Genomic DNA, 26176 nt, shown 5'->3' with positions numbered 1-26176 from the left:
AACCGGCATGACTTGGAGGTTTATTCTAATCTGTATTTCCGTCGCTGTCCGACAGAAACTTGTCGAGCGCCCTGCGCTCCTTTTTGGTCGGGCGACCGCTGCCAGGCTGGCGCATAGCCTGTTCAAGCGGACTTAACCTGTCGGAAGGCTCGCGCGGCGGCGTCAGATCATCATAGAGAAGTCTGGCTTCTTCGTAGGGTCCGCGCCGCTCGCCCCCGGATTTGACGACGAGCACCTTGTCCATGCGCTCAAAACCGATATCGAGCCTGTCACCGACCTTCACCATATGGCTGGGCTGGCGGATGGGGGCGCCGTTGATCTTGACCTTACCCGACTGAATGTAGCTCTGGGCAAGCGAACGGGATTTGGCCATGCGGGCAAAGAACAGCCACTTGTCCAGTCGCTGACGCGTACTTTCGAGTGGCTGTTCGTTGCTCCCCATAGCTTACTTCTTCAGCTGCTCCTTGAGAGCAGCGAGCTTGGCGAAGGGCGAATCCGGATCGATTGGCTTTTCCTTGCGGGGCGGCTTGGCTTCGAAACGCTGCTGACCCTGCGGTTTTCCGCCGCGGTCATTGCGATCCGGCCTGTCCTTGCGATCCTGACGATCATTGTTACGGTTGTTGCCGCGGTCGGGACGTCCGCCATCACGCTTGCGCTCACCTTCACCGCCACGATTGGCAGCTTCGCGATTTGCTCCGTCACGATTATCGCGTCGGCCTTCACCGCGACGTTCACCCTGCTCGCGCGGCGCCTGATCGCGACCCTCACCACGGCCTTGACCGCGATTGCCGGGACGACGGTTTTCGCCACGCTGGTTTTCGTTGCGACCACCCGGACGCCACAAAAGAACAGGCTTCGGCTCGGTAGCCTCAGTGCTCTCTACGGACACGGCCTCGCTTGCAACAGCCTCTTCGCTGACGGCTTCGGCTTCCGCAACCGGAGCCTCCTCAGCAGCAGTTTCGCTTTCCTCAACAGCCGCCGTCTCGGACGCCTGCTCTTCCGAAGCCGGTTCATCCTGCTCGGTCTCGGCGCTCTCGTCTTCCGTCACCGCTTCCGTGGTGGCCGGAGCCGCAGCGCCGGCCTGGCTGGCGAGGAAGGCCTGAGCCTCTTCCGCCGTCACCTGATCGGCGCGGTAACCGAGGCCCTTGAGGATTTCTTCCATGTCGTCGAGCGTTGCACCGAGAATGGAAAGCATCGCAGTCGTCGTCGTGAAGCGGCGACCGTCATAGGCACCTTCCGGACGTGGCTGCTGGCCGGGCTTCCACTGCAGCAGCGGACGGATGAGATCGGCCAGACGCTCGAGAATGTCGATACGCACGGCGCGCTTTCCGAGGAAACGGAAACCGGCGAGCTTGTAGAACATGCGCTCGAAGGTCGGGTCCGTGACCACGGAGGTGCGCCCTGCGGCCAGCACCGGAATGAGATCGCCGTAACCCGGCTTGCCGAGACCGTCGTTCTTCAACGCCCAGAGCAGCGTGACAAGCTCCGCCGGAGCGGGCTTGAGAAGCGCGGGCAGGAAGACGTGATAGGCGCCGAAGCGCACGCCGTAGCGGCGCATGGAGGCACGCGCATCCTGATCCAGCGACTTCACGTCTTCGGTGACATCGCGGCGGAACAGAACGCCAAGATTTTCGACCAGCTGGAACGCCAGTCCCTTCGCCAGACCCTGAAGGTCTTCGGCGCGCGAAATATCGTCCAGCGGCTTCAGCACGGTCGCAATCTGATGATTGACGAAACGTTCGACGCGCGCCAGCGCGTGATCACGGGCATTGCCGCTCAACTGCTCGTCGGCGACGAGGATCACGCGCGGCTTCATGATGTTATCGCCTGCCGAAAGGCGGGCCACCGGCTCGCCCAACCAGCGAACCAGACCATCGGAGCTCAAAGCGAGATCGCCGTTTCCACTGGCGTGCAGACGCGCGGCACGCGCCTCGTATTCGAGCGCGAGCGCCTTTTGCGCCGCAGCCTGCACGGCCTTCTGATCCGGCCCTTCCATTCCCGGCACCGGTGTGAACCGGAACCCGGCCAACTGGCCGACGTGATGTCCTTCTACAAAGACATCACCATTTACACTGATTTCAGCTTCAAGCATCGCATTCTCTCTCAGGCGCCTCATGAGCACAGATGTCCTGCGATCAACAAAGCGTTTCGTCAACCTTTCATGTAGAGCATCGGACAATCGATCTTCGATTTCCCGCGTCTTTTCTTGCCAGTGTGTCGGATCGGCAAGCCATCCTGGGCGGTTCGATACATAAGTCCATGTTCTGATCTGCGCAATCCTTGCAGACAAGGTATCGATCTCTCCATCGGTACGATCGGCGCGGCGCACCTGCTCGCCCATGAAATCTTCGTTCACAGTGCCACGTTTTACCAGATCGAAATAGAGCGTTGAGATCAGGTCCGCATGTTGAGCGGGCGCAATGCGCCGATAATCCGGAAGCGCGCACGCCTCCCAGAGTTTTTCCACCCGCGCATCCGTCGTCGTCACGTCGATGATCTCAGGGTAACGCGACAGATATTCGAGCGCCTGCTGGTCGATCGCCGGCAGGGCCCGTGAAAGTCCCTGGATCGCCGGGGCGGCATCGAGGCTCAGGCGCAGATTGGCGATGGAGGAAAAATCGAAATTTTTCGTCCGCCATTGCAGCACCTTCACCGAATCGAACTGATGGGTTTCGACGCGCTCCACCATTTCATCATCGAATGGATCGACGCGCCCCGTCACACCAAAGGTGCCGTCGCGAAGATGGCGACCGGCGCGGCCGGCGATCTGGCCGATCTCACCCGGATTGAGATTGCGGAACTGATAACCGTCGAACTTTCGGTCCTGCGCAAAGGCGACATGATCGACATCGAGGTTCAGGCCCATACCAATGGCATCCGTCGCTACGAGATACTCGACGTCGCCCGATTGATAGAGCTCGACCTGGGCATTGCGCGTGCGCGGCGAAAGCGCGCCCATCACAACGGCCGCACCGCCGCGCTGGCGACGCACCAGCTCGGCAATGGCATAGACCTCTTCCGCCGAAAAGGCGACGATTGCCGTGCGTTGCGGCAGGCGGGTTATCTTTTTCTGGCCAGCGTAAAAAAGCTGCGACAGACGTGGCCGCTCGACCACGGTAATTCCCGGCAGCAGCTTTTCGAGGATCGGGCGCATCGTACCGGCGCCCAGAAGCAGCGTTTCCTCCCGCCCGCGCAGGTGCAGCACGCGGTCGGTGAAGATATGTCCGCGCTCCAGATCGCCAGCCAGCTGCACCTCATCGATCGCGACGAATGCGGCCGTCGTCTCGCGCGGCATGGCCTCCACCGTGCAGACGGAATATTTGGCTTTGGGAGGTGAGATTTTTTCTTCGCCGGTAATCAGTGCCACATTCGGCGCACCCACCTTTTCGACGAGACGGGTATAGACCTCCCGCGCCAGAAGACGCAATGGAAGGCCGATGACACCGTTGCCATGCGCCACCATCCGCTCGATCGCGTAATGGGTCTTGCCGGTATTGGTGGGGCCGAGAACGGCCGTAACACCGCGGCCGCTCAGGATCATGGGGCGAGAATTCAACGTACTATCCGCGAATCGACTTCATCTGCTTGCCGTGCCGCCCACCATTGCTGATAGGGCCGCACGCACCACACATGGCAATGCCCGCCAACAAAGGCAATAGGCCACGCCGGCAAACTGGTGCAGGGCGTCTCCCTGGGCAAATTTTCCCTTAAGATTCAGCTGGTTGATAAAATAAAAAGAATCCGGCGAAACCTAAAATCGATTCGGTTGCGGAACAGTCTGCGAACGAATCGAATACGAATCGCTGACTCCGAGGGATTCAGCTTTTGTTCTCCGCAACATCTGGTTGGCGAATACACGCCCCATACCAGATTGTGAATCCGGGTAAGTCCTTGGCCGGATTCATCCCTGCGGCACCGCCTTCCGGCAAAAATGCCGGAATCGGCTGTCAAGCGGCAATCGCGGAAAAGCCGGGCCGGCGCATGAATGGCGGGATCAGAGCGCCTCGCCGGCAAGCAAGCGCGGCGCGCCCGCGTCTGTCGTACCGGCAGCCTGACCGATGAAATAGGATTTCAGCGCCGGCAAACGATCGACCACACCCAGACCGAAATCCCGCATGATGCGAATGGGACCCACATCGTTGGAGAAAAGCCGGTTCAGCACGTCAGTCGTCACGCCCATCCGCAACGTGTCGAAACGCCGCCAGGACTGGTAACGCTCCAGAACGTTGAGGGAGCCGATATCGAGGCCGAGGCGGTCGGCCTCGACCACGGTTTCAGCCAGAGCCGCAACGTCCTTGAAGCCGAGATTAAGGCCCTGCCCGGAGATCGGGTGAATTCCATGCGCGGCATCGCCGGCAAGCGCAAAACGCGGCGCGACGAAGGAACGCGCCAACGTCAATCCCAGCGGAAAGGCGCGGCGGGGGCCAACAGGACGGACAGGGCCGAGCTTGTGGCCAAACCTGCGTTCAAGCTCCTCCTCGAACACCAGATCGTCGGCGGCAACCAGCCTGTCGGCATCGGCCGTGCGCTCGGTCCAGACGAGCGAGGACCGCTTTCCCTTCAGAGGCAGAACGGCGAAAGGCCCCGACGGCAGGAAATGTTCCTCCGCGCAGCCCTCATGCGGCCGCTCATGTTCGACGGTGGTGACGATACCGGATTGATCGTAGTCCCAACGCACGGTCTTTATGCCCGCCATATCCCTGAGCGCCGAGCGAACCCCGTCGCATGCGATGAGCAGTCGCGCTTCGAGCGACGAGCCGTCAGAAAGGCTAATAGCGGTCGATTGCGGCCCTGCGGTAAAGCCGGAAACACTGAGACCGTGGCGGATTTCGACACCGAGACGCTCGCAGAGGCCCCGTAAGGCGCCCACCATGGCGACATTCGGAACCATGTGAGCGAAGGGTCTGCCCTCTTCCACCGCGCCATCGAACGTCAGAAACACGGGCCGAACCGGATCGGCAGTCTTCGAATCGGTAACGACCATCCTGTTGATCGGCTGGGCCTCCGGCTCGATCTCGTTCCATATTCCGAAGACCTCGAGCATGCGCGTGGCCGCCGCGATAATGGCTGAAGCGCGGACGTCCTTCCTCCAGACATCCTCGGGAGCGGCCTCGATCACCTGCACATTCAGATGTCCGGCTGCCTGCTTAATTGCGACAGCAACGGAAAGACCGACATATCCGCCGCCTGCCACCACCACGTCCAGCATCGCGCTTCTCCTCAAATCTTGTGCACGCATCATTGGCGCACTATAGACCATGTGACGTCTTCCTACAGCCGGAGCAGGCCGAAAAAATGTCGCATCCCTCGCAAACGTCAGATCCCATGGCCAATCTGATCTCCACGCTCGATCTCGAGAAGCTGGAGGAGAACCTGTTCCGGGGCGAAAGCCCGCAAATCGGCTGGCAACGCGTTTTCGGCGGCCAGGTCATCGCGCAGGCGCTGATCGCGGCGCAAAGAACCGTGGATGACGACCGATTCGTGCATTCATTGCACTCCTATTTCATGCGCCCTGGCGATCCGCTGGTACCCATTCTCTACCAGGTGGAGCGTATTCGTGACGGCGCCAGCTTCTGCACCCGGCGCGTGGTGGCCGTGCAGCATGGCAAGGCGATTTTTTCCATGTCGGCATCGTTCCAGATCGCCGAGGACGGCTTCGACCATCAGATTAGAATACCGGATGTGACGCCGCCCGAAAAACTGATGAGCGAAGAGCAGATGCAGGCGGCATTCCTTGCCAAAGCACCGGCTTCGATCCGCAAATACTGGAGCAACAAGCGCCCGATCGAGATAAGGCCGGTTTCGCTGACCCATTATATTTCGAAAGAAAAGCTGGACCCGCAACAGGATATCTGGGTTCGCGCCGTTGGCGATGTGCCGGACGATCCACATTTCCAGTCGGCCATTCTCGCCTATCTCTCGGACATGACTTTGCTCGACACCTCGCTCTACGCCCACGGAACGACGATCTTCGATCCGTCCATTCAGGTAGCGAGCCTTGATCACGCCATGTGGTTCCACCGCCCCTGCCGACTGGACGACTGGCTGCTCTACAGCCAAGACAGCCCCAGCGCCTCGGGAGCACGCGGTCTGACCCGTGGCAATATTTTCACCAGACAGGGTGAACTGGTCGCCTCTGTCGCGCAGGAAGGTTTGATCCGCAAAAGGGCAAATGATTAAATAATGCGCTTTTTTCAAAAATCGCATATTTAATAGACGAAAATTGCGCCGCCCGATGCCCCTTTTTCAGACGCCTGTCATATAATTTTTATATTTCAATAACTTAGAAGCCACATCAAAACTGGCACGCCCTTTGAATGTATGTCCGCAGTCGCTGTTACTGATCTGCCAGCGCGAGGAGAGTCGGCTCCGTGCCGAGGACAAACAAAGGATGGGAAACCAGATGAAAATTGTGATGGCCATTATCAAGCCGTTCAAGCTGGATGAAGTGCGCGAAGCGCTCACCGGCGTCGGCATCCAAGGCCTGACCGTGACCGAGGTAAAGGGTTACGGACGCCAGAAGGGACATACCGAGATTTATCGCGGCACGGAATATGCGGTGAGCTTTCTTCCCAAACTGAAGATCGAGATCGCAGTTGCGTCCGACGTCGTCGACAAGGCTGTCGAGGCGATCGCGTCTGCGGCAAAGACCGGGCAGATCGGTGACGGAAAGATCTTCGTCTACTCTATCGAACAGGCCGTGCGCATCCGTACCGGCGAAACCAACACAGAAGCGCTTTGAAGCACGGCTGACAGGGAGTTTTCTAGCTATGCAACTCAACAAGTTTTCAACGCTCGGCAAACTGGGCGCCGCTGCTGCGGCTCTGATGGCCCCGGCAATCGCCTTCGCGCAGGATGCCGCGCCGGCAGTAGCTGCCGCCGCCCCCGTTCCGGAAAAAGCCGACACCGCATTCATGTATGTCGCGACGATCCTCGTGCTTTTCATGATCATTCCGGGTCTGGCCCTGTTTTACGGCGGCCTCGTCCGTACCAAGAACATGCTCTCCGTTCTCATGCAGTGCACGGTCATCGGCGCAGTCATGATGCTCGTCTGGGTGATCTACGGTTACTCCTTCGCCTTTGGTGGCGGCACCGGCCCCTATTTCGGCGGCTTCGGCAAGCTGTTCCTGTCCGGTGTTTCGCTTGACAGCACCTCGGCAACCTTCTCCCAGGGCGTCGTGATCTACGAATACACCTTCATCGCCTTCCAGATGACCTTCGCGGCCATCACACCGGCGCTGATCATCGGTGCATTTGCGGAACGCGTGAAGTTCTCGGCCGTCATCCTGTTCACCATCCTGTGGGCCACTTTCGTTTATTTCCCGATCGCTCACATGGTCTGGGATGCAAACGGCCTGATCTTCGGCATGGGCGCACTCGACTTCGCCGGCGGCACGGTCGTTCACATCAATGCCGGCGTCGCAGGCTTGATTGGCGCGATCATGGTCGGCAAGCGTACCGGCTTCGGCAAGGACATGATGGCACCTCACTCGATGACGCTGACGCTGGTTGGCGCAGCCATGCTGTGGTTCGGCTGGTTCGGCTTCAACGCCGGCTCCAACCTCGAAGCATCCGGCGGTGCGGTTCTCGCAACCATGAACACCTTCCTCGCCACCGCAGCAGCCATCGTTTCCTGGTCGCTGGTTGAAAGCTTCACCCGCGGCAAGGCTTCCATGCTGGGCGCCGCTTCGGGCATGATCGCCGGCCTCGTTGCCGTAACACCTGCGGCCGGTTCTGTCGGACCCATGGGCGCGATCGTTCTCGGCCTCATCGTCTCGCCGATCTGCTACTTCTTCGTCTCCGTGGTGAAGAACAAGTTCGGTTACGACGACACGGCTGACGTCTTCGGTGTCCACGGCATCGGCGGCATCATCGGCGCCCTCGGCACCGGCATCTTCACCTCCCCGCTGCTTGGCGGCACGGGCAAGGCAGACTTCTCCATCTCTTCGCAGCTCTGGACGCAGTTCGTCGCCGTCGCCATCACCATCGTATGGTGCGCAGTCGTCTCGGCAATCCTCTATAAGATCGTCGACGTGATCGTTGGTCTCCGGGTTCCGGTCGAAGCGGAGCGCGAAGGTCTCGACCTTGCGACCCACGGCGAAGCCGCATACCACTCCTAAGACACGGGAAAAGGGGTTCTCCATCCCCTCTCCCAAAAGAAGGCCCGCTTCGGCGGGCCTTTTCTTTGCCGCAAATCCGGAAGCGGCGTCAAAAAAACGCATGGTTAACGCGACATTAACCGGCAAGCAGTTAGTTTTCCCTGTCAATCCGGGATTCGGTAGCCTGCCGTATCTTGCCGAAACCAAAGAAACTACGGGTTCAGGGACATGGGCAGAATGAATTCTCCGACATTCGACGGCCGTCACACGCGTTTCGTGCTGACGGCGTTTTTCGTGCGGCAGGTCATGGCTCTAGCCGGTTTCGCGTTGCTTGCCACGATTGCGCTGGGGGTTGCGGCTCTCGCCACCTGGAACGTAGCGGACCCGAGCCTTTCTTATGCCACGGGCAACCAGCCTACCAATCTTCTGGGTTACGGCGGCGCAATCTTCGCCGACATCGTGATGCAGTTTCTCGGACTTTCCGCAATCATCTCGCTTTTGCCGATGATCGCCTGGGCGATCGCCCTGATCGCCGGACGCAAATTCAACCGAATACCCGCCCGCCTCGTCGCCTGGGTCGCCGGCGCGATCGTCTGCGCCGCCTCACTCGGCTGTTTTCCCGCACCCGTGACATGGCCGCTGCCAAACGGCATTGGCGGCGTCATCGGGGATATGATCCTGCGTTTTCCCGCCCTTTTCATCGGCGCTTACCCCACCGGGACGATTGCAACGGTGCTGGGCACGATATTCGCCGCTCCCGCCGCCTGGATGATGCTGTTTGCCGCCGGCCTCGTGGGAAGCCCGGATGATGCACTGGAGCAGGAAGAACGCGCGCCGGTCGCAGCCAAGGCTCGTGCCGCACGTGAGGCCGAGGAAGAAGACGATGACGACGGCGAGGGTTTCTTCGCCAATATCCTCGCCTTCGGCGCGATCGCACATTACTGGTACATCTCCCAGGCCCGCCTTCGCCGCCTGTTCGGCCTGAAGTCGAAATCCCTGCACGACGAGTTCGAACACCCCTACGATTTCAACGAATATGAATTCGGCACATTGAACGAACCCTCCCGCCTCAAGACGGCGATAAACCGCCTCGACCAGCGTGCGGAACCCTCCTTCGAGGAACGCGCCGCGTCGGCTCGCCGGCAGATGTCGCCTCCGTCCATCGCGCTTGATCATGGCGCGGACGGGGACGACGAGCCGCCTTATGACGCCGACGGTCAGCGTTTGCCCAGTGGCATTCTTTCGGACGACGACAGTCTCGACCAGGCCGACCCGACATTCACGGCAAGACAGGCGCCAGGACGCGGACAACCGAGGATCACCGCCCCTTCCGCACGCCCGAAGCCGAGCGAGCGCGTGGCGAGGGAGGCGCAGGCTTCCTTCATCGCCGCGGACGGTTTCCAGCTCCCCACGGTGCATCTTCTGGCGGAACCCAAGAACATCGTGCGCGACCATACGCTGAACGAGGAAGTGCTGGAGCAGAATGCCCGCCTTCTGGAAGGGGTTCTCGAGGATTTCGGCGTCAAGGGCGAAATCATCCATGTCCGCCCCGGCCCCGTCGTCACGCTCTATGAACTCGAACCGGCCCCCGGCATCAAATCCTCGCGCGTCATCGGCCTTGCGGATGACATCGCCCGCTCCATGAGTGCGATCGCAGCGCGCGTCGCCGTCGTTCCCGGCCGCAACGCCATCGGCATCGAGCTTCCGAACCAGACCCGAGAAACCGTGTTCCTGCGTGAACTGGTCGGCAGCCGCGATTTTGAAAACAGCAAGGCCAAGCTCGCCATGGCGCTCGGCAAGACCATCGGCGGCGAACCCGTCATCGCCGATCTCGCCAAGATGCCGCATCTTCTCGTTGCCGGCACCACGGGTTCGGGCAAGTCCGTCGCCATCAACACCATGATCCTGTCGCTGCTTTACCGCATGTCGCCGGAACAGTGCCGCCTGATCATGATTGACCCGAAAATGCTCGAACTGTCAGTCTATGACGGCATTCCGCATCTGCTCTCCCCGGTTGTCACCGATCCGAAAAAGGCCGTCGTGGCTCTGAAATGGACCGTGCGCGAGATGGAGGAGCGCTACAAGAAGATGTCAAAGATCGGCGTGCGCAATATTGACGGCTTCAACAGCCGTGTGCAGCAGGCCCTCGACAAGGGCGAAATCCTCACCCGTACGGTGCAGACCGGCTTCGACCGCCAGACCGGCGAGGCGATGTACGAGACGGAAGAATTCGACCTGAAGCCCCTGCCCTATATCGTCGTCATCATCGATGAAATGGCCGATCTGATGATGGTCGCCGGCAAGGATATCGAAGGCGCGGTTCAGCGTCTGGCGCAGATGGCGCGTGCCGCCGGCATCCACGTCATCATGGCCACCCAGCGTCCATCCGTCGATGTCATCACCGGCACCATCAAGGCTAACTTCCCGACCCGTATCTCCTTCCAGGTAACGTCGAAGATCGACAGCCGCACCATCCTTGGAGAACAGGGCGCCGAGCAGCTGCTCGGCATGGGCGACATGCTCTATATGGCAGGCGGCGGCCGCATCCAGCGTGTGCATGGCCCCTTCGTATCCGACAATGAGGTGGAAGAGATCGTCGCTTATCTGAAGACGCAGGGCACGCCGGAATATCTGGAAGCGATCACCGAGGAAGACGACGAGGACGGCAATGGCGGCGGCCCGGCCGGCGCCGGCAATTTCTCCGATTCCGAGGACCCCTACGATCAGGCCGTGGCTGTCGTGCTTCGGGACGGCAAGGCCTCCACCTCTTACGTCCAGCGCCGCCTCGGCATCGGCTATAACCGCGCCGCCTCGCTGATCGAGCGCATGGAGCAGGAGGGCATCATCGGCCCCGCCAACCATGCCGGAAAACGCGAAATACTCGTGCCGACGGAAGCAGACATCATCGAGCGATAATGCATAAAGCAAAGACCCCGCGCATCGGCAACCAAGAGGGGCTGAGAAGCGTTAATACACGCTTTCAACGTCATGAAGCCGCCGCCTTTTATGCGGACAATCGCTGCGATGAAGGAGAATAGAATGAACGACCTCACCACCGGCGAGACTGCCACCGCAACCGCACCATGCAATGGCGTGACGCGTCGTGGCGTGCTGACGGCATTTTCCATGGCCGCAGCCATGGCCGGCCTGTCGCCGCTCAACGCATTTGCCCAGGCCGCCGGCAACAGCGCGACCGCGCAGAAAATCGCCAACCACTTCTCGTCGGTCAAAACCATGATGGGGGAATTCGTCCAGTTCGGCCCACGCGGTGAACAGACCGGCGGCAAATTTTATATCGAGCGGCCTGGCAAGCTTCGCTTCAATTATGAGGACCCCTCGCCGATGCGGGTCATCTCCGACGGCAAGAATGTCGTCATCGGCAATACGAAGCTGAAGACATGGGATTTGTATCCGCTGTCGAAGACCCCGCTCAGCCTGCTTTTGTCCGACAAGATCGATCTGAGCAACCAGAAGGTCCGGAACGTGAAGGAAGAGTCGGATCTCACCACCATCGTCCTGGGTGACAAGAGCATCTTCGGCGATTCGACCATCACCCTGATGTTCGACCCGAAAACCTTCGATCTCAGGCAATGGACGACGACCGACGCCCAGAACAAGGACACGACAGTCATGATCTTCAACGTCCAGACGGGCGTGAACCTCGACGAACGCGTCTTCAACATCAATTACGAGGAAGTCCGCAAACGCGGCTGAGGCTCTCTCGCCCGTGGACACCATTCGAAAGGCGGCCTTACGGTCGCCTTTTTATTTTGCCGCTAAAATACATTCCCGTTTTCATTGCGATGTTATAAGCCTTCGCCCCGGAAACATGTCTCGAAACAAAGCGGTTCGGGGCGATAGAAGCGGAGCAAGTGCATGTCGTTTTCGATAACCACCTGGAACATCAACTCAGTCAGGCTCAGAATGCCGATCGTTGAGCAGTTTCTGGTGCGTTACAAACCCGACATTCTCTGCCTGCAGGAAACGAAATGTCCGAATGGCGAGTTTCCGATGAAGCCGCTGAAGGCGCTCGGTTACGAACACGTCATCATCCATGGCCAGAAGGGCTATCATGGTGTGGCGATCGCCTCGAAAATTCCGCTGACCGAAGATCACCGGCAGGACTATTGCGGTATCGGCGATGCCCGGCATATTTCGGCGATTTTTGAGGTTGGATCGCGCCGCGTGCGGGTGCACAATTTTTATGTACCGGCTGGCGGCGACGAACCCGACCGGACAATAAACCCGAAATTCGGCCACAAGCTCGATTTCATCGAGGAAATGAAGGCGCTTCGTGCCGATGGCGTGCCCGGCACCTCATCCATTCTCGTCGGCGACCTTAACATCGCGCCGTTTGAAAATGACGTCTGGTCGCACAAGCAACTGTTGAAGATCGTCAGCCATACGCCGGTGGAAACCGACGGAATGCTTGATATCATCAAGAAGGGCAACTGGCTCGATCTGATGCGGCTGAACGTGCCGGATAGCGAGAAGATTTATACCTGGTGGAGCTACCGCGCCAAGGATTGGGAAGCGGCCAATCGGGGCCGCCGCCTCGACCATATCTGGTCGTCTCAGGATCTCGGACCCTCGCTTGAAAAAATCGACATATTGCGCGAAGCGCGAGGCTGGAATCGGCCATCGGACCATGTTCCGGTCACGGCTCATTTCCGCTTCTGAACCGCTGGCCCGTCGAAATCAGGCAAAGCGGTTCTGCAAACGGGCCGCTCCCGCTGCCAGTGCAGCGATATTGTCGCGAATGCGTGCCGACACGATATCGGCAACGTCCGGAAATTCCTCCACCAGCCGGTGAAAGAGGATGCGCGTTATCCGGATGACCTCCGAATCCTCGGCGGCGACAGCGGTGAATTTCCGTTCGCAGAGTGTGAAAAGCGCCAGCTCGGAAAGCAGCGCCCCCTTGCCGGGCGTCGCCTGCAACACGGGCTTACCATCCCGCCCCGCCGTGAAAAGCTCGAAATGGCCTGATGTCACCGCAAAGGCGCATTCGGCCGGCGAATGTTCCCGGAACAATGTCTGGCCCGCCGAGATGCGCCGGCGTTCCGCACCGAAGGCGATCAGCCGCAGCTGATCGTCGCTGAAGCCAGCAAACAACGGCACTTGCCCCAGAAGCATGATGTCGTCCGTCAAGGCCATGTTGATTGCTACTCCAGAAAACCGCCTGCACCACTATAGCGGTTTTCGGATATCGGTCTTCAAAATACAAGATGCCAGAGCGCCTTGCGTCCTTCCAGACGCAGAAAGGACGCTCAAACGGCTATTCAATCCGCAAAATGCAATTTGCAAAAACGGCGTCGGCTCAAGGAACGATCTTGTAGCCGCCGTTCTCGGTCACCAGAATTTCGGCATTGGAGGGGTCGCGCTCAATTTTCTGGCGCAGACGATAGACATGCGTTTCGAGCGTGTGTGTCGTTACCCCGGAATTGTAACCCCAGACCTCTTCCAGCAAGACGTCGCGGGTAACGACAGCGCTTCCCGCGCGGTAGAGATAACGAATGATCGCCGCTTCTTTCTCCGTCAGCCGAATTTTTTTTCCGTCTTCGGTCGTCAGCAGCTTCTGGCTGGGTTTGAACTGATAGGGCCCGACGGTGAAAACCGCATCTTCACTCTGTTCGTATTGGCGCAGCTGTGCCCGGATGCGCGCCAGAAGCACGGCAAAACGGAAAGGCTTCGTCACATAATCATTGGCGCCGGCTTCCAGTCCGAGGATCGTATCGGAATCGGTGTCGTGTCCCGTCAGCATGATGATCGGCGCCTTGAAGCCGCCCTTGCGCAACAGCTTCACCGCTTCGCGGCCATCCATGTCCGGAAGCCCCACATCCATGATGAGAAGATCCACCTGGGCGGTTTTGGCAGTCTGCATCGCCTGTGCGGCGTTTGCACCGCTAAGCAGCGAGAATTCCTCATAAGGAGACAGTTGCTCGGTCAGCGTCTCCCGAAGATCGTCGTCGTCGTCCACGAGAAGGATAGTGCGAGCCGTCATTCGGATTCTCAGCCTTTCTTATTCAATCGTCAGCCAATTCAGCGGTTTGCCGATAAAAGGTCAACCCATTGCCATGATATTACGAAGTGCTATGACTTCACGTTAGATAACCTGCAAAGCAAAATCTCGTGAAAAACATGAGCAAACAGTCTGCTAGACAACGTAAACGCGCATCGACGCTCATGGTTCGGCCGACCCCTTCGAAAATGAGCCGAGCCATCGTGCAGCTCGGGCATCTCACCTTTCCCGCCGCTATCGGTCGCAACGGCCGCACCGCACTGAAACGCGAAGGAGACGGAAAATCACCCATTTCCGTCACCCGCCTGCTGCACGGATTTTATCGCGGTGACCGTCTTGTCGCCGGCATTGCCACGGCACTGCCGATGCAGCGGACGCGGCAATCGATGCTGTGGTGCGACGAACCCCGCAATGCCAATTATAACAGGCTGGTCAAGGCGCCTTTTGCGCCTAGCCATGAGGAGATGATGCGAAAGGATGGCCTCTACGACATCTGCCTGGTGCTTGACTGGAACATCACTTCGCGCAGCCGCAACCGCGGCTCGGCAATCTTCATGCACATGATCCGCCCGGGATATGAGCCGACCGCCGGCTGCGTCGCTCTCCATCCCCGCGACATCAGGCGCATCCTGCCCCATATGCACAAGGGCACGAAAATTCGCATCCTCTGACGGGCGTTCCCCAATCGCCCAACAAAAAAACCCGCCATTCTTGGCGGGTTTTTTTAAAAAAGGAAAAGGCCGGTGATTACGCGGCTTCTTCCTGAGAATCGTCCTCTTCGACGGCCTTGCCGCGCTTCGGACCCTTGGCAAGGTTGACCTCCACCAGGCGAACAGCCTCGGTTTCGGACATCTTGTTGACAGCGGCAATTTCGCGCGCCATGCGATCGAGAGCAGCTTCGTAAAGCTGACGCTCGGAATAGGACTGCTCCGGCTGGTTTTCCGCGCGGTAAAGATCGCGCACGACTTCCGCAATCGCGATAAGATCGCCGGAATTGATTTTCGCATCATATTCCTGGGCGCGACGCGACCACATGGTACGCTTCACACGTGCCTTGCCCTGCACTACCTTCAGTGCACGCTCGACAAAATCGCCTTCGGAAAGCTTGCGCATGCCAATACTGACGGCTTTAGCGACGGGAACCTTAAGACGCATCTTGTCTTTTTCGAAATCGATGACAAAAAGCTCAAGCTTCATGCCGGCGACTTCTTGTTCCTCGATGGCAGAAATGGTACCGACACCATGAGCGGGATACACAATCGCTTCACCGGTCTTGAAACCGTGATGTGCTGGAGATTTCTTCTGCTGGGTCGTCATTCGTTCTAAAAACTCCCTGTTACATACCCGGCGACACCGGGGTTGGGTCGGTCAGGCCCTGATGAGACGGGGGAACCGTCAGGTGACTCCGCACTGGTCCAGCCGTGCACGCAAAAACACACCTTCCCGCATTGCGGGGTTCGATAACATAAACGCTCGATATTTCACGGAAACCGCGTGCAAAAGAGGTGTTGCTTTCGTGGTGTTTTTGGGCACACAAATGCCACGCTGTGGATCAGTGTCGTTGGTGTACCACAAAAATTGGCGCAAATCAATAATTTGCTTCGACCGTGGCCGCAACATCACATGGCGGTCAAAGAACCGTCTATAAATTGGCTACCGAAATACTGTCAAATGCTTCGTGACAGGCCCTCATGGCAAAAACAGCAAAAAAATTTCATATCCCGACTGAAGAAACACGAAAGCCTCTTAAACTCTTCGTAATTACACGCCAATATCCGATTCGAATGAAAAGGCAAAATCCGTAAATTGACGGCGCTTTTTTATACTTAAAGTGTGATTTTTGGAGGAATCCACGTCAAATGGGCTACAGAAACAATCCAAAACGCGAAAAACAGATCGAAAAAGCACGCCAGCAGGCAATTGCCGAAAATGCGCCATTTCTTGATCCGGGTATTCTCTATGGAAGAGCAAGCGCCGACGACATAGAATATTATTCCGCCGAAATGCTGGCCGCAAGCGCGGCGCACAGTTTCGAGGCGCTTTCGCGCTGGACTGGCGATGCGCCGCATATCAGCATTGCCCAGGTGGAGGGCGTCGCCCCCCGGGATATTCCTGTAACGGTCCTCACCATTATCGGCCGCAACATGCCCTTCCTCTACGATTCCGTCATGGGCGAGGTTACCAGCAGCTATCGCGGCCTTTATCTGGCGGTCCACCCCATTCTGGTGCCCGACGCAACGGCGCAGGCGGGTTACCGCCTTGCGGAACCCGATGACGATCCCGCTGAGAATATCAGCCTCATCCAGCTGCATATCGCGCCATTGACGCAGCCAGCCGCAACAGCGCTGGAGGAAAGGCTGCGTTTCGTCCTGGCGCAGGTCCAGTCCGCTTACAGTGACTGGCGGCCGATGCTGACGAAACTCGACGAGGCGCTCGACGAATTGTCGAAGCGCGGTTCGTCGCGGCGCAAGGCCGAACGTACGGAAGCCGTGGAGTTTCTCAACTGGCTTCGCAACGACAATTTCACCTTCCTCGGCATGCGTGATTACACCTATTCCGGAACGGGAAAGAACGCGAAGATCGAACGTGGTGACGGCGTCGGCCTTGGCAGCTTGAGCGATCCGGATGTGCGCGTGCTGCGCCTCGGCAAGGACGCCGTGACGACAACGCCTGAAATCCTTGCCTTCCTCGACGGCCCGGATTTCCTCATCGTCACCAAGGCGAATGTGAAATCCATCGTGCACCGCCGCGCCTATATGGATTATATCGGCATCAAGCGTTTCGACGAGGACGGCAATGTCATAGGCGAATTGCGCATCGTCGGCCTTTTCACCGCCACCGCCTATACGCGTTCGGTAAAGCACATCCCGCTGCTGCGTGCCAAGATTGCGGATGTCGAGCGGCATTTCGGTTTTGATCCGAACAGCCACTCCGGCCGCATCCTGCAGAACACGCTGGAAGCCTATCCCCGCGACGATCTCTTCCAGATCGAGACGGATCTTCTGATCCGCTTCATCGAGCAGATCATGGAACTGAGCGACCGTCCCCGCGTGCGCGTCCTTGCACGTATCGACCGTTTCGACCGTTTCGTCTCGGCCATCATTTTCGTGCCGCGCGAGGAATATAATTCCTATGTGCGCGAAAAGATCGGCGACTATCTGAGCAAAGTCTATGACGGGCATATTTCCGCCTATTATCCCGCCTTCCCCGAAGGCGCCGTTGCCCGCGTCCACTTCATTGTCGGCCGCACGGAAGGCAAGACACCGCGCATCGCCCAGGACAAGTTGGAGGATGCCGTCAGCGATATCGCAGCACGCTGGATAGACCACTTCGTTGCGCTTTCCGAACCGGGTGCGCCGGTGCTGGAGGTGGATCAGGCCTATCAGGAAGCATTCACGCCGGAAGAGGCGATCGGCGATATGGCGGATATTCTGGCCGCTGCGAAAGGCGAGCCGGTCCGCATAGAATTTTACCAGCAGGAAGGCCAGTCGGCCGATACGCTTTCGCTGAAGATCTTCCATCGCGACGGACATCTGCCGCTTTCGCGGCGCGTGCCGCTGCTCGAAAATCTTGGTTTCAACGTCATCAGCGAACGCACCTTCGACATCGGCGTCATCTCGGATGGCGAAAAGCGCGACATCGTGCTGCATGATATGGAACTCGCCGTTGCCGACGGTGCAGAGCTCGATCTACCGCATTACGGACCGAAGCTCGAAGAGGCGTTTCTCGCCGCCTTCTCTGGCAAGGTCGACAACGACAATTTCAACCGGCTGATCCTCGCCTGCGGCCTCACCGTCCGCGAAGTATCCGTCCTGCGCGCCTATGCCCGCTATCTGCGCCAGACCGGCATCGTTTATTCGCAGGAGCATATTTCCGAAACGCTCTTCAAATATCCGGCCATTTCCCGCAGCATTTTTGCCCTGTTCAAGGCCGGGTTCGATCCGTCTATCGACGAAAAGAAGCGACTGAAAAAGCTTGGCGATATTCACAAGACGATCGAAGCGGCATTGAGCGGCGTCCCTAATCTCGATGAAGACCGCACCTTGCGGCGTTACGTCAACGCAATCGACGCCACGCTTCGCACTAACTACTTCCAGAAAAACGCCGACGGCACGCCGCGTGACCTGTTGGCGTTCAAGTTCGATCCGAAACATCTTGATGGTCTGCCCGATCCGCGTCCCTTCCGCGAAATCTTCGTATACGGAACCGAGGTCGAAGGCGTGCATCTGCGCTTCGGCAAGGTTGCACGCGGCGGTCTGCGCTGGTCGGATCGTGGTCAGGATTACCGCACCGAAGTGCTCGGTCTCGTCAAGGCGCAGCAGGTCAAGAACGCCGTGATCGTTCCGGTCGGCGCCAAAGGCGGCTTTTTCCCGAAGAACCTGCCTGCCGGCGGCTCCCGTGACGAAGTCTTCAACGCCGGCCGCGAGGCTTACAAGACCTATATCCGCACCCTGCTGTCCATTACCGACAACATCGTCGACGATGCAATCATCCCGCCCGCAGATACATTGCGGCTGGATGGCGACGACCCCTATTTCGTGGTCGCCGCCGACAAGGGAACGGCGACATTCTCCGATACGGCGAACGGTCTTGCCCGCGAAGCCGGCTTCTGGCTGGACGATGCCTTCGCATCGGGTGGATCGGCCGGTTACGATCACAAGAAGATGGGCATCACCGCGCGCGGTGCATGGGAAACGGTAAAACGCCATTTCCGTGAAATGGATATCGACATCCAGACGACCCCCTTCACGGTGTCGGGTGTGGGCGACATGTCCGGCGACGTTTTCGGCAACGGCATGTTGCTGTCGGAAAAGATCAGACTTATCGCAGCCTTCGATCACCGCGACATCTTCATCGACCCGGACCCCGATACCGAAAGATCCTTCACTGAGCGCAAACGGCTTTTCGAATTGCCGCGTTCCAGCTGGCAGGATTACGACCGTTCGACGCTCTCCGGCGGCGCGATGATCATCTCGCGTTCCGAAAAATCGGTGACGCTGACGCCGGAAGCCGTGGCCGCCATCGGCCTCGACAAATCCGTCGCCACGCCCTTCGAGATCATGACGGCCATCCTGAAGGCGCCGACCGATCTTCTGTGGTTCGGCGGCATCGGCACCTACATCAAGGCGGCGGTGGAAACCAATGCCGAGGTGGGTGACAGGGCGAATGACCCCATCCGCGTCAACGCAACGGAGCTGCGCGCCAAGGTTATCGGCGAAGGCGCCAATCTCGGCATCACCCAGAAGGGCCGCATCGCCTATGCGCTGGCGGGCGGACGTTGCAATTCCGACGCCATCGACAACTCGGCCGGCGTGAACTCCTCAGACGTCGAGGTCAACATCAAGATCGCGCTCGCCTCCGCCGTCAATAGCGGCCGTCTGACGATGCCGAAGCGCAACCAGCTTCTCGCCTCCATGACACCGGAAGTGGCGCAGCTGGTGCTGCGCAACAACTACCTGCAATCGCTGGCGATCTCGCTGACGGAACGGCTTGGGCTCGCAAACCGCGAAGAACTTGGCCGTCTGATGGGTGCATTGGAGGCAACCGGGCAGCTGAACCGCAAGGTCGAAACCTTGCCGAACAATGCCGAGCTGAGCGAACGGTACGCCGCCGGCAAACCGTTGACCCGGCCGGAAATCGGCGTGCTTCTGTCCTATGCCAAGCTGACGCTGTTCGACGCATTGGTGGCAAGCACCCTGCCCGACGAACCCTATCTCCAGCATCTGCTGGCCGACTATTTCCCGGCCAAGATGCAGAAGAACTATGCGGACGACATCAAGGCGCATCGCCTGCATCGTGAAATCGTCGCAACCGCACTTGCCAACGCCGTGGTGAACCGTGGCGGTCCGGGCTTCGTGCAGAAGCTCGCGGATGCGAGCGGCCTTCTCGCGGCGGATGTCGTCAAGGCGGCGGTTATCGTCGAGGATGGTTTCGGCCTCAAACGCCTGTGGAGCGAGATCGACGCGCTTGACGGGAAAATCGCAGGCGAGGTCCAGAACGGGCTTTATGCCACGATTGCCCGCATCTTCTCCGATGCGAGCAGGCTTTACCTGCAAACCCGCAGCGCGGGCGCAGGAGCAAGCGATATGGCGACCGAGATCGAATGCTTGAAAACCGCCATCAAGACGCTGTCGCCTGCGGCAGCGAAATATCGCCGCGAACTTGGCGTCACGGAAATCGCCGGTGTTCCTGCCGGTCTTCTGGAGGAACTGGATACGCTTTCCCTGCTGGTCTACGTGCCGGAAATCATGCGTATCGCCGAAAGTGCGGGCACCACGCTTGCCCGCGCCGCCGAAAGCTACGCCACCGTCTCCTCGACCTTCCGCGTCGCGCGTCTGCTGGACGCCAGCCAGCGCATCGCACCGGCCGATCACTACGAGAGCCTTGCCCTGCTGCGCAGCCAGGACCAGATCGCCTCATCGAGACGCCGGATCGTCATCTCGGCTCTTACGGAACATGCCAAGGAGAAGGACCCGGTTCAGGCCTGGTATGCGGCCGACCGCGTGCGCGTCAATCGCATCGTCTCCGAACTGGGTGCGCTCAGCGAAAGCGGCGACACCAACCTTGCCCGCCTCACCGTGGCGGCGGGGTTGCTTGGCGATATCGTTCAGGCACGCTGAACGACCAACTGAAAACGCCATCCGGGTTACTCGACCGGATGGCGGCAGACAAAACGCTTGCGCCGGCATCACGTATTAATCCCATCCCATTTTTCGATAGGACGATGAATGACTGTCCCCTCCCCAAACGCGGAAACGGTGGTTGCCAAACGCGGCGTCTGGGGCTGGGTCATGTTCGATTGGGCAGCGCAGCCCTTCTTCACGGTCGTTACGACCTTTGTTTTCGGCCCTTATTTTGTCGCCCGCCTCACCGATGATCCGATTTCGGCGCAGGCGACGTGGAGCAACATGGCGACGGTCTCATCGATCATCATCGCGCTGTTCTCGCCCATCCTCGGCTCCATCGCCGACCAGTCCGGCGCGCGCAAACCGTGTATCGCCTTTTTTGCCGCCATCAAGATCGTCAGCCTCTTCTTCCTCTGGTTTGCGGCACCGGGGTCTCCGATCATCCTGCCGATCGTCTGCATGATCCTCGCCTCCATCGCAGCGGAATTTTCGATCGTCTTCAACGATTCCATGATGCCGCGGCTGACCAATCCGCAAAATGTCGGGCGGATTTCCAATCTCGCCTGGGGCCTGGGTTATCTCGGCGGCATGGTGGTGCTGATCGCCGTGGTGACGCTTCTGGCCGCGAACCCGCAGACAGGGCTGACCATCGCCGGCATCAAACCGCTTTTCGGTCTCGATCCGGCAACCGGCGAGGACGCCAGGATAACCGGCCCGATAGCCGCACTCTGGTATCTGCTCTTCATTTTGCCAATGTTTCTTTTGACGCCGGATGCCGACAAGGGCCTGCCCTTCGGAGCAGCAATCCGCTCGGGACTTGCCGAGCTTGGAACAACCCTGCGCGAGCTCCGCGGCCGACCCGTCCTGCTGCGGTTCCTGATCGCACGGATGCTCTATCAGGACGGCGTCAACGGTGTGCTCATTCTGGGCGGCGTATTTGCAGCCGGGATGTTCGGCTGGGCGACGATGGAAATCGGCCTTTTCGGCATCCTCCTCAATGTCGTCGCCATTGTCGGTTGCTTTGCAGCCGGACGCGTTGACCAGAAACTCGGTTCGCGCATCACCATCCTCATAAGTCTGGTGCTTCTGCTGCTGGCCACACTCGGCATCGTCTCCACGGAAAAGGGCTCCACCCTGTTCGGCTGGATACAATTGTCGACGGCGGATGGCGGCGGCATCTTTGCGACCGGCGCGGAAAGAGCCTACCTGCTTTATGGCATATTGATCGGCCTCGCCTTCGGTCCCGTTCAGGCCTCGTCCCGCTCCTATCTGGCGCGCAACATCACTGTCGCCGAAGCGGGGCGCTATTTCGGTATTTATGCGCTCTCCGGACGCGCCACCAGCTTTATGGCGACGCTGTCGTTTTCAATAGCAACCTATATAAGTGGCTCCGCCCATATCGGCATGGCCACTCTCATCGTGTTTCTGGGGTTGGGGTTTCTGCTGTTGCTGCGCGTTCCGGAACGAGCGGCAAACTGAAGAACCGGAGAGAGCATCGAGGGTCCCACCCGAGATGCTCCAGCCTCCGTCAGAGCTGGTCGAGTTTTTGCTGCAATGCGCGCAGCTGCGCCTTCAGCTCATCGATTTCGGATGCATTCGGCTTGCGGTTTTCCTTGGGCGCCTGCGGCATTGCGAAAGGCGTGAAACCCTGCATCGCCTGCCGGAAAAGCTCGGTGTTGCGGCGGATCTGCTCCTCCATCATCTGCAACGGCGCCTGAAAATTGCGGGCAAGCGAGCCGTCGCCGAAGGCCTTGGCCATATGCTCCTGCATCTGGCTTTGCTGATCGGAGAAGGTTTTCATCGAATGTTCGAGAAATGTCGGCACGACCATCTGCATCTGATCGCCGTAATAGGAGATCAATTGCCGCAGAAACGCCGTTGGCAGGAGTGTATTGCCGGTTTTGGCTTCCTGTTCGACGATGATCTGCGTCAGGACAGCGTGGGTGATGTCTTCGGATGACTTGGCGTCCTGAACCTTGAAGTCCTCACCGCGTTTAACCATCTGCGCCAGATCGTCCAGCGTCACATAGGTGCTTGTACCGGTATTATAGAGCCGCCGATTGGCATATTTTTTAATGATTGTTTCGCCGTCGTGTTTTGCCATGCCCGCCTCCTCGCGATGATGGTATTTTCTTGTTTTTTGGTGTTATTGCTCTTCCCGCCGCAAAGTGTATGCGCAAAACGAGCCCTCTGACAAATGTTTTGTGCATCGCAACAGTTTGTTTTTTGCGCAGCAATTTTTTGCAAGATTCCGGCATGATTTAGCAACATCTTTTAAAGCAACTTTCGGGATTTGACTTGTACTGAAAGCTTTGCCAGTCTCCGCCCGCATGTGAGGAGAAAACAGATGACGCCTTCAATCGTGATTGCCAGCGCTGCGCGCACAGCCGTCGGTTCCTTCAATGGTGGCTTTGCCAATACGCCCGCCCACGAGCTTGGGGCAACCGTCATCAATGCCGTGCTGGAGCGCACCGGTATCGCTGCTCATGAAATCGATGAAGTCATTCTCGGTCAGGTGCTGACGGCAGGCGAAGGACAGAACCCGGCGCGGCAGGCGGCGATGAAAGCCGGTATTCCGCAGGAGGCAACGGCCTTCGGCATCAATCAGCTGTGCGGTTCTGGTCTGCGCGCCGTAGCACTCGGCATGCAGCAGATCGTGACGGGTGACGCGGCCATCGTCATTGCCGGTGGACAGGAATCCATGTCCATGGCGCCCCATTGCGCCCATTTGCGCGGCGGCGTGAAAATGGGCGATTTCAAGATGATCGACACCATGCTGAAGGACGGCCTGACTGACGCCTTCTACGGCTACCACATGGGGATAACCGCTGAAAATATCGCCCGCCAATGGCAGCTTTCCCGTGACGAACAGGACGAGTTCGCCGTCACATCGCAAAACAAGGCCGAAGCCGCGCAAAGCGCCGGCCGTTTTGTAGACGAGATCGTGCCTTTCACGGTGAAGGGCCGCAAGGCCGACATCGTCATCGATGCGGACGAGCACATCCGCGCCGGCGTCTCGCTGGAAACCATGGCAAAGCTGCGCCCCGCCTTCGACAAGGATGGTACTGTAACGGCAGGCAACGCCTCCGGCCTCAATGACGGTGCGGCAGCCACGCTTTTGATGTCGGAGCAGGAGGCCACAAAGCGCGGTATCAGGCCGCTGGCGCGCATCGCTTCCTGGGCGACAGCGGGCGTCGATCCGCAGATCATGGGAACCGGCCCCATCCCCGCCTCACGCAAGGCGCTGGCCAAAGCAGGCTGGTCGATCGGCGATATCGGCCTTGTCGAGGCCAATGAAGCCTTTGCCGCCCAGTCCTGCGCGGTGGTACGCGAGCTTGGCCTTGATCCTGGTATCGTCAATGTCAATGGCGGCGCGATCGCCATCGGCCATCCGATCGGCGCTTCCGGAGCGCGCGTGCTGAATACGCTGATTTTCGAGATGCGCCGCCGCAACGTCTCGAAAGGTCTTGCAACACTCTGTATCGGCGGCGGCATGGGTGTCGCCATGTGCATCGAGGCGCTCTGAGATCGCTGCGTGGCTTTCCAAAAAGCAGTTCCGGCTCAGCAGGCAATAGGGTAGAAGCGGCCTCCCATTGGCCGCATTTCTGTGGCCGTTGAGCACCGCTAAAGCAGTTCAGGACATGGAGGCCGATATGAGCCGGGTTGCGTTGATTTCCGGCGGGACGAGCGGCATAGGCGCCGCAATCGCCCGCGCCTTGCAGGTTGCCGGCTACCGGGTGGCCGTCAACTACGCCTTTACGACGGACAGGGCAGAGGCCTTCCAGAAGGAAACCGGTATCCCGGCGTTTCAATGGGACGTTCGCGACTATGATGCCTGCGTAAAAGGCATCGCGAAAGTGGAAGAAACCATCGGACCGGTCGAGGTCCTCGTCAACAATGCCGGCATCACCCGCGATGCGATGTTTCACAAGATGACGCCGCAGCAATGGCGCGAGGTCATAGACACCAATCTTACGGGCGTCTTCAACATGACGCACCCCGTCTGGCCGGGCATGCGTGACCGCGGCTTCGGCCGTATCGTCAATATTTCCTCCATCAACGGCCAGAAGGGCCAGGCGGGCCAGGTCAACTATTCCGCCTCGAAGGCTGGCGATATCGGCTTCACCAAGGCGCTCGCCCAGGAAGGCGCCAGCCGCAACATCACCGTCAACGCCATCTGCCCAGGTTATATCGGCACTGAGATGGTGAGAGCGATCCCCGAAAAAGTACTGGCCGAACGGATCGTGCCGCAAATTCCCGTCGGGCGGCTGGGCGAACCGGAAGAAATAGCGCGCTGCGTCCTGTTTCTCGTGTCCGACGAGGCCGGCTTCATCACCGGCTCGACGATGACCGCCAATGGCGGGCAGTATTTCGCCTGAGGTTCCAGTCTGAGGGCGAAACTCAGTAAACTTTCCGTGATCGCAGCCCGCTCAATATGCGCCGCGCACAAAAACTTGAACGTCAAATACATCTAAGTAGCGATTGCTAAACCAATGAAAATACGATAGTTTTTGTATAGTTTAGAATTGATCTAAAATACTTGCGTATCCCTGGTGGGATGTTTTTCTTGACAGTGGGTGTCCTGTTTTGGTTTAAGAATGAAAACAATGTGTTGTGTCATATAGGCAGTCCATCATGCTGGTTTGCAGCTGCAATTACATCACCGACCACGATATCCGGGACGTCATTAACGAGTTCCTGGACGAGGACTGTTGGCAGCTTATCGTTCCCGCAAAAGTGTATCACGCCATGGAGAAACGCGGCCGTTGCTGCGGCTGTTTCCCGACCGTCGTCGACCTGATCATCAAGACCACGGAAGAATATCACGCCCGTCGCCACTCGACGGAAGCCGATGTTTTTGATTTTATGTCCCGCTTGAAACGATTCCATGAAGAAAACAGGAGAGCGGACATTGAAAGGCGACAAAAAAGTCATCGAGCGGCTTAACGAAGCCCTATTTCTAGAACTCGGTGCGGTAAACCAGTATTGGCTTCACTACCGTCTTCTGAACGATTGGGGCTACACCAAGCTCGCAAAGAAGGAGCGTGCGGAATCCATCGAAGAGATGCAGCACGCCGACAAGATCATCGATCGTATTATTTTCCTGGAAGGTCATCCCAACCTCCAGACCCTGGCTCCGCTGCGCATCGGCCAGAACGTCAAGGAAGTGCTTGAAGCCGACCTGGCTGGCGAATACGACGCACGGACGTCCTACAAGAAATCGCGCGACATCTGTTCCGAAGCCGGAGACTACGTCTCCATGAAGCTGTTCGAAGCCCTGCTGATCGATGAGGAAGGCCATATCGACTTCCTCGAAACCCAGCTCGATCTGCTTGGCAAGATCGGCGCAGAAAAATACGGTCAGCTCAACGCTGATTCCGCCAACGAAGCGGAATAAGCTTTCGCAATCGGTCAAGGAAAAGGCGGCCAGT

20 protein-coding genes are annotated in these 26176 nt (G+C 58.8%); 13 read left to right on the top strand and 7 right to left on the bottom strand.

The window, feature by feature from the left end; all coding sequences use genetic code 11:
• Positions 1–25: 25 nt before the first annotated feature.
• The 3 genes from RS75_RS08970 to RS75_RS08960 all read right to left on the bottom strand — a co-directional run bounded on the left by RS75_RS08970 (position 26) and on the right by RS75_RS08960 (position 5209).
• Positions 26–442, bottom strand: a complete 417-nt coding sequence (locus tag RS75_RS08970) for an RNA-binding S4 domain-containing protein (protein WP_045019425.1) — start codon at positions 440–442, stop codon at positions 26–28.
• A gap of 3 nt (positions 443–445) precedes the next feature.
• The gene (locus RS75_RS08965; protein ID WP_045019423.1) at positions 446–3541 is read right to left on the bottom strand and encodes a helicase-related protein; all 3096 of its coding nucleotides are present in this window, start codon (positions 3539–3541) and stop codon (positions 446–448) included.
• 453 nt (positions 3542–3994) lie between these two features.
• Positions 3995–5209, bottom strand: coding sequence for a ubiquinone biosynthesis hydroxylase (locus RS75_RS08960; protein ID WP_045019420.1), 1215 nt, complete (start codon positions 5207–5209; stop codon positions 3995–3997).
• An 86-nt stretch (positions 5210–5295) separates the two neighbouring features.
• On the opposite strand from RS75_RS08960, the gene tesB reads away from it, so the two are divergent.
• From tesB to RS75_RS08930, 6 genes are all read left to right on the top strand, one after another.
• The gene (gene tesB / locus RS75_RS08955; RefSeq protein WP_045019418.1) at positions 5296–6180 is read left to right on the top strand and encodes an acyl-CoA thioesterase II; all 885 of its coding nucleotides are present in this window, start codon (positions 5296–5298) and stop codon (positions 6178–6180) included.
• Positions 6181–6391: 211 nt separating this feature from the next.
• Complete coding sequence (locus RS75_RS08950; RefSeq protein ID WP_019565993.1) at positions 6392–6742, top strand: P-II family nitrogen regulator; 351 nt, start codon at positions 6392–6394, stop codon at positions 6740–6742.
• A 28-nt stretch (positions 6743–6770) separates the two neighbouring features.
• The gene (locus tag RS75_RS08945) at positions 6771–8120 is read left to right on the top strand and encodes an ammonium transporter (protein ID WP_045019415.1); all 1350 of its coding nucleotides are present in this window, start codon (positions 6771–6773) and stop codon (positions 8118–8120) included.
• A gap of 216 nt (positions 8121–8336) precedes the next feature.
• On the top strand, positions 8337–11015 hold the full coding sequence (locus RS75_RS08940) for a DNA translocase FtsK (RefSeq protein ID WP_045019413.1): 2679 nt from the start codon (positions 8337–8339) through the stop codon (positions 11013–11015).
• Between the two features lie 72 nt (positions 11016–11087).
• Positions 11088–11813: an outer membrane lipoprotein carrier protein LolA gene (locus RS75_RS08935; protein ID WP_045019410.1), complete on the top strand. Its 726-nt coding sequence runs from the start codon at positions 11088–11090 to the stop codon at positions 11811–11813.
• Between the two features lie 162 nt (positions 11814–11975).
• Positions 11976–12779 carry an exodeoxyribonuclease III gene (locus RS75_RS08930; protein ID WP_045019407.1) on the top strand — a complete coding sequence of 268 codons (804 nt, stop codon included), beginning with the start codon at positions 11976–11978 and terminating at the stop codon, positions 12777–12779.
• Positions 12780–12797: 18 nt separating this feature from the next.
• Here RS75_RS08930 and RS75_RS08925 read toward each other — a convergent pair whose 3' ends face one another.
• Positions 12798–13253, bottom strand: a complete 456-nt coding sequence (locus RS75_RS08925; RefSeq protein WP_045019405.1) for a cyclic nucleotide-binding domain-containing protein — start codon at positions 13251–13253, stop codon at positions 12798–12800.
• Positions 13254–13416: 163 nt separating this feature from the next.
• Positions 13417–14100 (bottom strand): response regulator transcription factor, encoded by a 684-nt coding sequence (locus RS75_RS08920; RefSeq protein WP_003492637.1) that lies wholly within the window; start codon positions 14098–14100, stop codon positions 13417–13419.
• A 182-nt stretch (positions 14101–14282) separates the two neighbouring features.
• Between RS75_RS08920 and RS75_RS08915 the strand changes: the two genes are divergently transcribed.
• The gene (locus tag RS75_RS08915; RefSeq protein ID WP_152643118.1) at positions 14283–14789 is read left to right on the top strand and encodes a L,D-transpeptidase family protein; all 507 of its coding nucleotides are present in this window, start codon (positions 14283–14285) and stop codon (positions 14787–14789) included.
• 76 nt (positions 14790–14865) lie between these two features.
• Here the strand turns inward: RS75_RS08915 and RS75_RS08910 are convergent, their stop codons facing one another.
• Positions 14866–15435: a CarD family transcriptional regulator gene (locus tag RS75_RS08910; RefSeq protein WP_003492641.1), complete on the bottom strand. Its 570-nt coding sequence runs from the start codon at positions 15433–15435 to the stop codon at positions 14866–14868.
• 542 nt (positions 15436–15977) lie between these two features.
• Between RS75_RS08910 and RS75_RS08905 the strand changes: the two genes are divergently transcribed.
• Positions 15978–20738: an NAD-glutamate dehydrogenase gene (locus RS75_RS08905; protein WP_045019401.1), complete on the top strand. Its 4761-nt coding sequence runs from the start codon at positions 15978–15980 to the stop codon at positions 20736–20738.
• Positions 20739–20846: 108 nt separating this feature from the next.
• Positions 20847–22223, top strand: coding sequence for an MFS transporter (locus RS75_RS08900; protein ID WP_045019399.1), 1377 nt, complete (start codon positions 20847–20849; stop codon positions 22221–22223).
• A gap of 49 nt (positions 22224–22272) precedes the next feature.
• Here the strand turns inward: RS75_RS08900 and phaR are convergent, their stop codons facing one another.
• Entirely contained in the window at positions 22273–22848 is a 576-nt protein-coding gene (gene phaR, locus RS75_RS08895; RefSeq protein ID WP_045019398.1) for a polyhydroxyalkanoate synthesis repressor PhaR, read from the bottom strand.
• A gap of 243 nt (positions 22849–23091) precedes the next feature.
• On the opposite strand from phaR, the gene RS75_RS08890 reads away from it, so the two are divergent.
• The 4 genes from RS75_RS08890 to bfr all read left to right on the top strand — a co-directional run bounded on the left by RS75_RS08890 (position 23092) and on the right by bfr (position 26142).
• Positions 23092–24270 carry an acetyl-CoA C-acetyltransferase gene (locus RS75_RS08890; protein ID WP_045019389.1) on the top strand — a complete coding sequence of 393 codons (1179 nt, stop codon included), beginning with the start codon at positions 23092–23094 and terminating at the stop codon, positions 24268–24270.
• Positions 24271–24397: 127 nt separating this feature from the next.
• Positions 24398–25123 (top strand): acetoacetyl-CoA reductase, encoded by a 726-nt coding sequence (gene phbB, locus RS75_RS08885; RefSeq protein ID WP_045019844.1) that lies wholly within the window; start codon positions 24398–24400, stop codon positions 25121–25123.
• A 256-nt stretch (positions 25124–25379) separates the two neighbouring features.
• Positions 25380–25691, top strand: a complete 312-nt coding sequence (locus tag RS75_RS08880) for a (2Fe-2S)-binding protein (RefSeq protein ID WP_045019387.1) — start codon at positions 25380–25382, stop codon at positions 25689–25691.
• Positions 25657–26142: a bacterioferritin gene (gene bfr, locus RS75_RS08875; protein ID WP_045019385.1), complete on the top strand. Its 486-nt coding sequence runs from the start codon at positions 25657–25659 to the stop codon at positions 26140–26142. The genes RS75_RS08880 and bfr overlap by 35 nt, the downstream gene beginning before the upstream one ends.
• The last annotated feature ends 34 nt before the right edge of the window (positions 26143–26176 follow it).

The sequence above is a fragment of the Rhizobium nepotum 39/7 genome (genome assembly GCF_000949865.1).
GTDB lineage: Bacteria > Pseudomonadota > Alphaproteobacteria > Rhizobiales > Rhizobiaceae > Agrobacterium > Agrobacterium nepotum.
The sequence above is the reverse complement of the archived record's forward strand: the minus strand, read 5'-3'. Positions and strand labels throughout refer to the sequence as shown.